The following is a 6,855-nucleotide window of genomic DNA, read 5'->3' as shown; positions in this document are numbered from 1 at the left end:
GGGGCCTGAGCCAGGGCCCCGGTCGCGGTGAGGAGACAGAGGACGGAGGCGAGCGCTTTCACGCCCCCCCTCTAGCGTCCTCCGGCTTTCGCCGCGAGCACGATCTCGATGCGCCTGTTGAGGCTGCGATTCTCCGCGCTGTCATTGGGGGCAATGGGCTGGTACGGCCCATAGCCGGCGGCCGAGAGGACGGTGGGATCCACCCCAGCGTCCTGGAGGGCGCGCACCACGGCCATGGCGCGGGCCAGGCTGAGCTCCCAGTTGGAGGGGAACGGGCCATCCTTGGGAGTGGGCACGTCGTCGGTGTGGCCCTCGACGCGGATGATGCGGCCCTGCACGGTCTTGAGGGCGCCGGCGATCTTCACCAGGGCCTCCTGGCCCTCCTTGTTGACGCGGGTAGAGCCGGAGGCGAAGAGGATCTTGTCCTTGAGCTGCACCGTCATGCGGCCCTGGAGCTCGGACAGCTGGATCTTCCCTTCGGAGATCTCCTGCTTGAGGCTCTGGGCGAGGTTCTCGTACTCGGCGCTCCTCTTCTCCAGGGCCTCCTTGGCCTCGGCGAGCTTGCGAGTGGACTTGGCCAGCTGGTCATTGAGCGCGGTGAGCTCCTGGTTCTTCTGCTCCAGGGCATAGCGCTCGGCGGCGCCGGCGGTGAGGCGGGACTCGGAGGTGGTGAGGCGGGAGGTGAGCGCCTCCTTGTCGCGCTCGAGGGCGGCGACCTTCTCCTCCAGGTCGCGGACCTTGGCCTCCGCCGCCTCACGAGCGCCCTTCTCCTCTTTCAGGCGGGTGTCGAGGTTCTCGGCCTCCGCAGACAGCTCGTTGTACTTGCTCTGCGAGACGCAGCCTGAGGTGAGCGCAGCGAGCGTGGCCAGGACCAGCATGGAACGCATGGGTGGGAGTCCTCCAGACAGGCGGTGAAGGTTGAGGCGGTGAGACTAGCGCCCACGGCAGCCCGCGCGCATTCCCAAACGGGGTGACTTCGGAGAAGGATGCCTCCATGCACCTGGCACTCCGCCTCGTCCTCCTCCTGACACTCCTCGCCGCACTGCCAGCCGTGGGTGCGGAACCCTCGGCCCCCACCCCCTCACCGGCCCAGCCCACTGTCATCTTCATGACGGACTTCGGGCAACGGGACGACTCGGTGGCCATCTGCAAAGGGGCGATGCTCGGCCTGGAGCCCCGGCTGCGCATCATCGATCTGTCCCACGATGTGGAGCCCTACTCGGTGCTGGATGGGGCCCGCTTCCTCGCTGGCACAGCCCCGTACTACCCGGCGGGCACGGTGTTCGTCACCGTCATTGATCCGGGCGTGGGCAGCGAGCGCAGGGCCCTGGTGGCGAAGACGAAGCGCGGGCAGTTCTTCGTCCTCCCCGACAACGGGCTCACCACCCTCCTGGAGCACCAGGAAGGCATCACCGAGGTCCGCAACATCACCAACGCCGCCTGGCACTTCAGCCCGAACCTCTCCTCCACCTTCCATGGCCGGGATGTGTTCGCCCCGGTGGGCGCCCGGCTCGCGCGTGGGGACGACTGGACGCAGGTGGGCCCTCCCATCACGGACTGGCAACGACTGAACATTCCCCAGGTGAAGCTGACGGACACGGCGCTCAACGGCACGGTGCTCGCCATCGAGCACCCCTTCGGCAACCTGGTCACCAACGCGGATGGCGCCCTGCTGGCGAAGCTGGGCTACCAGCGCGGAGACACCGCCCGAGTCACCTTCGGCAAGGGCCGCGAGCTGCGCGTGCCCCTCGTCACCACCTTCAGCGCTGTGCCCGTAGGCAAGCCGTTGATGTACGTGGACTCGCGCGGGCGCGTGGCCTTCGCGGTGAACCAGGGCCACTTCGCCCAGCAGAACAGCGTCAAGCCGCTGACGACCTTCGTCCTCCGCCGGAAGTAGCGGCGCTCAGCGCGCGAAGACGGGGTGCTTCTGCAGCCACGCGGCGAAGAGCGCGTCCGCGAAGCCCTTGCCGGCAATGAGGACGCCGCCCGAGGCCTCGCCGGAGACGTGCAGCCCGGTGTTGGGCTCGTACGTCAGGATGAGGTTGTCCCCCTTGCTCACACCCTTCAGGGACTTCAGCAGCGTCTCCAGCTCCTGCTGCATGGGCTCGGAGCGCAAGTGGGAGCTGCTGGAGAGCCCATGGCGGAAGGCGCCCACGAGCTGATCCCTGCGGATCTTCCGCAGGAAGCGGAAGTGCAGCCGCTTGACCGAGTTGGTGGCGATGGCCTCGGCTTCCAGGTGGGGGATCTGCTCCATGTAGAGACCCCACACGTAGATGTCGAAGAAGAGCTTCTCCTTGAGCGCCATGTGCGCGAGCGCAAGCCGGCGACCCTGAAGCTCCACCGTGTCTTCCATCTTCACGCCGCCCAGCTCACGGGCCTCCGACAGCCCCGCCGCCAGCATTGCCGCCAGCACCAGCCACCGCGCTCCCGCCACCCAGAAATCTCTCCCCATTCGCCTGCCCCTCCACCACCCCACGGCTCGGGCCCCTCCTCTCTCGTTCCGGAAGAGAGGCAGAGAGAGGGGACCTGTGCCCCACACTTCAGCCATGGCTGACCCGAGTGCCAGCGACGATGGGCACCCAGGTACTGGAGGGCCAGCGAGCTCACCTGTCAGATGATAGGAACCCGACAGGATCGGGCTGACGAAACGCTCCCGCATGAACAGCAGGGTAGCGCCAGACTCTGACACCTCCGGCACCCGGCCGCAGGCGCGAGGCGCCCTCTGCCTGCCCGCCTGCCCCTTGTCCGTGACTGGGCAGTCCCGGCGGACCTGCCCACCTTCAAGGCATGGCTCCCTTCTTCGATGACGACGCACCGGACATGTCCCCCGCGCTGCTCGACGGGGTGCGGGCCGCGGCCCTGCCACTGACGGGCGCATCCTCGGATCTGGACGCGCTCATCGACGGCATCGGCGAGGCGCGCTTCGTCCTGCTGGGCGAGGCGACACACGGCACCCACGAGTTCTACGCGCTGAGGGCCGCGATCACCCGGCGGCTCATCGCCGAGCACGGCTTCCTGGCGGTAGCGGCGGAGGCGGACTGGCCGGACGCGCTGCGCGTGAACGCCTTCATCCACGGCGAGGGGAGCGACGCGGAGCCTGAAGCGGCGCTGGGAAACTTCGAGCGCTTCCCTCGGTGGATGTGGCGCAACGACGAGGTGGCGGAGTTGCTGGAATGGATGCTGGCACACAACGCGGCAATGCCACCGGAGCAGCGGGCCGGCTTCTACGGGCTGGATCTCTACAGCCTGCACGCCTCCATGCGGGCGGTGGTGGACTACCTGGAGAAGGTCGACCCGAGCGCGGCGACCCGCGCGCGAGAGCGGTACGGATGCTTCGAGCACTTTGGCGAGGATCCTCAGAGCTACGGGCACGCCACGGCGTACGGCTACGCGGAGACGTGTGCGGACGCGGTGGTGGAGCAGCTGCTGGAGCTGCAGCGGCGGCCAGCCCATGAAGTGAGAGATGAGGATGAGCGCTTCTTCGCCGAGCAGAACGCGCGGCTCGTCCGGAACGCGGAGGCGTACTACCGGACGATGTATGCAGGCCGGAACGACAGCTGGAACCTGCGGGACACGCACATGGCGGACACGGCGGACGCGCTGGCGAAGTACCTGGGAGGCAAGGCGGGCCGGCCGGCGCGGATGGTGGTGTGGGCGCACAACTCGCACCTGGGGGACGCTCGGGCCACGCAGCTCGGCGATCAGGGAGAGCTGAACCTGGGGCAGATCCTCCGCGAGCGGCACGGGGAGGCCGTCTACAGCATAGGCTTCACCACGCACAGGGGGACGGTGATCGCCGCCAAGGAGTGGGACGGCCCAGGGCTTCGCCGTCGCATCCGCCCAGCACTCCCGGGGAGCTACGAGCGCCTCTTCCACGAGCTGGCCATTCCGCGGTTCCTGCTGCGGATGGCGGATCTGGGCGAGGCAGCCTCCGGCCTGCGCGAGCAGCGGCTGGAGCGGGCCATTGGCGTGGTGTACGCGCCACACTCGGAGCGCTGGAGCCACTACTTCCTGGCGGACCTGCCGGCACAGTTCGACGCGGTGGTGCACTGCGATGAGACGTGGGCGCTCCACCCGCTGGACGCGGACGCCGGGCATGAGGAGGAGGACGCGCCCGACACCTACCCATTCGGCCTGTAGCCCCCACGGAGTGGCTCCGAGGAGGCGGCGTTCGCGGTATGAAGCGCGACGGCCCACGCCTTTGGTCAAGGCTCATGGCCTGGAAAGAGAGCGCGTGTGGTTCTCGAGAGCTTCCAGCTGGGCGAGGGCGAGGTGCCCACGGTGCTGTTGCACGGCTTCCTCGGCTCGGGACGCAACCTGCGCTCCCTGGCAGCGGCGTGGAGCGCGGCGGATCCGCGCCGGCGCTTCCTGATACCAGACCTGACCGGCCATGGCGCCTCGCTGCCCATGCCTCCGGGCGCGGACCTGGACACGCTCGCACGGGACGTCGTGGAGACGGCGCGCGCCCAGGGGTTCACGGGGCCGCTGGAGCTGGTGGGACACTCGCTGGGGGGCCGGGTGTCGCTCGCGGCGAGCCTCGCCTCGCCTGCCGATGTGGCCCGTGTGACGCTGCTCGACATCTCCCCCAGCCCCGTGCCGGTGGATCTCTCGGAGAGCGGCATGGTGCTGAACGTGCTGCTCCTGGCACCGGACACCGCTCCGAGCCGGCGGGAGCTGCGTGCGGAGCTGGTGGGGCGAAGCCTCTCGGAGGGGCTGGCGGACTGGCTGGTGATGAACCTCGTCTCCACGCCGGACGGCGGGGTGCGCTGGCGCTTCGACCGACAGGCGCTGGCGGAGCTGCATGGGCGGGTGAACGGGGTGGACCTCTGGGCGGCGGTGGAGCACCCGGGTGCCCGGGTGCGCTGCATCCGCGGGGGCCGCTCGCGCTACGTGACGGACGCGGACGTGGCGCGCATGGAGGCGGCTGGCTGCCCCGTGGCGACACTCCCGGAGGCGGGCCACTTCGTGCATGTGGATGCACCCCAGGCACTGCTCCAGTGGTTGCTGGGGCACTGAGTGGAACAGGCCCTTCAGGAGGCAAGCGAGCGCCGACTCGGTAGTGAGGGTGGAGGGTCGGCCAGGATCTTTCGCCTCCTTGTCTACAGACACGCACTCAACGCATGATGCCCGCTTGTGCAGCCAGGTGATCGCGTAGACGGGCGGTTCGAGCTTCGGAAGCAGGCAGGGGTCGGCGGTATGGGCGAGGTGTTCCAGGCCCTGGACGAGACGACCGGTCGCCTCGTCGCGCTCAAGCTCATCCGCGAGGCCTCCGACGGGGCTCGGTTCGAGCGAGAGGCGCATGCGCTGGCCGAGCTCCAACATCCTGCCATCGTCCGCCTGGTCGCCCATGGTTCCACCGCGGAGGGTCAGCACTATCTCGCCCTGGAGTGGCTCGAGGGAGAGGACCTCGCCGCGCTCCTGCGGCGTCGGAGGCTCAGCGTCGACGAGACACTCACCCTTGCCCGGCGAGTGGCCAGTGGGGTCGGTGAGGTCCACAGCCGGGGGATGATCCACCGCGACATCAAGCCGGCCAACCTCTTCCTCGAGCACGGGGAGGTCGGCCAGACCAAGCTGCTGGACTTCGGCATCGCACGCTTCGAGGGGCAGACGCGAATGACGAGGACGGGTGCGGTCATCGGGACGCCGGGATACATGGCTCCCGAGCAGGCCCGTGGCGACGAGAAGCTCACTCCGGCGCTCGACGTCTTCGCGCTCGGCTGCGTGCTCTTCGAGGCGCTCGCCGGGAGGCCTGCCTTCGAAGGACAACACCTGGTGGCCATCCTGGCCAAGATCATCTTCATGGAGGCCCCGCAGCTCGAGGCGCACTGCCCGGACGTTCCTCCCGAGCTCGCGGCACTCGTCTCGCGGATGTTCGCCAAGGATCCCACCGCGCGGCCCCGGGACGGCACGGCACTGCTGGCGGAGCTCTCCAAGCTCGAGACGTTCCCGAGCCGGAGCGAACCTGCGGCCCCGGGGACGAACGCGCTCCCACCCCTCAGCTCGCTCACCGATCATGAGCAGCGGATGATCTCGGTGGTGATGGTGGGCCATGGTGAGGCCGGCCAGCGGGCGGAAGACGCCTGGACCGTCCCGGTAGAGGTGCGAAGCGCCGCCGAAGAGGCCAGCGGTCACCTGGAGTACCTCGCCGATGGTTCGGTTGCTGTCACCTTTGGCGGGACAGGCGTCGTCAAGGACCAGGTGACACTCGCGGCGCGGTTCGCGCTCGCCCTCCGAGCCCACTACGGAAAGGTCCCCATCGCGCTCGCCACGGGCCGCGGCACGACTCGCAGGTCCGCCACGCTCGGCGAGGCGATCGAGCGGGCAGCCCAGCGGCTCGTGCAACAGGGCAAGTCACCGGGGCGCCTGCCCGTGGCCATCGACGACACCACGGCGTCGCTGCTCGACTCGCACTTCGAGTGGAGAGAGGGCGCGTCAGGGCCGGAGCTCTGGGGTGAGCACGACCAGGGAGAGACGGCTCGGACACTGCTCGGCAAGCCCACGCCCTGCGTGGGACGAGAGATCGAGCTACGGCTGCTCGAGCAGGCCTTCGACACCTGCGTGGAGGAGCCCTCCGCAGAGCTCTTCCTCGTCACCGCGCCCGAGGGCATGGGCAAGTCACGCCTCGTCCATGAGTTCATCCAGTCGATCCACCGGAGATCTCCAGAGGCGGCGATCTGGTTTGGCCGGGCCGACTCCACTCGTGCGGGCTCCCCGCTGCACCTGCTGGGCCACGCGCTCCGCGTCGCCCTGGGGATCCAGAGCAGCGAACCGCTCGAGGCGTGGCACGAGAAGCTGCGGGCACGCCTGGCGGGGCACGGGGCGCCAGCGCAGGAGCAGCGGCTCCGTGAGTTCCTC

General features: G+C 69.1%; 6 protein-coding genes. 4 read left to right on the top strand and 2 right to left on the bottom strand.

From position 1 onward, the window contains the following. Nucleotides 1-71: 71 nt before the first annotated feature. A complete protein-coding gene (locus VD972_RS25995) occupies nucleotides 72-887 on the bottom strand; it encodes an OmpA/MotB family protein (protein ID WP_324991429.1) in 816 nt (271 codons plus the stop codon). Nucleotides 888-994: 107 nt separating this feature from the next. On the opposite strand from VD972_RS25995, the gene VD972_RS25990 reads away from it, so the two are divergent. Further along, complete coding sequence (locus tag VD972_RS25990) at nucleotides 995-1,897, top strand: SAM hydrolase/SAM-dependent halogenase family protein (protein ID WP_324991428.1); 903 nt, start codon at nucleotides 995-997, stop codon at nucleotides 1,895-1,897. A gap of 6 nt (nucleotides 1,898-1,903) precedes the next feature. Here VD972_RS25990 and VD972_RS25985 read toward each other — a convergent pair whose 3' ends face one another. After that, the gene (locus tag VD972_RS25985) at nucleotides 1,904-2,452 is read right to left on the bottom strand and encodes a chalcone isomerase family protein (protein WP_324991427.1); all 549 of its coding nucleotides are present in this window, start codon (nucleotides 2,450-2,452) and stop codon (nucleotides 1,904-1,906) included. A 335-nt stretch (nucleotides 2,453-2,787) separates the two neighbouring features. On the opposite strand from VD972_RS25985, the gene VD972_RS25980 reads away from it, so the two are divergent. The 3 genes from VD972_RS25980 to VD972_RS25970 all read left to right on the top strand — a co-directional run. After that, complete coding sequence (locus VD972_RS25980; protein WP_324991426.1) at nucleotides 2,788-4,140, top strand: erythromycin esterase family protein; 1,353 nt, start codon at nucleotides 2,788-2,790, stop codon at nucleotides 4,138-4,140. A 96-nt stretch (nucleotides 4,141-4,236) separates the two neighbouring features. Then, complete coding sequence (locus VD972_RS25975) at nucleotides 4,237-5,016, top strand: alpha/beta hydrolase (RefSeq protein ID WP_324991425.1); 780 nt, start codon at nucleotides 4,237-4,239, stop codon at nucleotides 5,014-5,016. 117 nt (nucleotides 5,017-5,133) lie between these two features. Beyond that, nucleotides 5,134-6,855 (top strand): serine/threonine-protein kinase (locus VD972_RS25970; protein WP_324991424.1); only part of this gene is annotated, 1,722 nt, incomplete at its 3' end.

The sequence above is a fragment of the Hyalangium sp. genome (genome assembly GCF_035629615.1).
Taxonomy (GTDB): Bacteria; Myxococcota; Myxococcia; order Myxococcales; family Myxococcaceae; genus Hyalangium.
The sequence above is the reverse complement of the archived record's forward strand: the minus strand, read 5'-3'. Positions and strand labels throughout refer to the sequence as shown.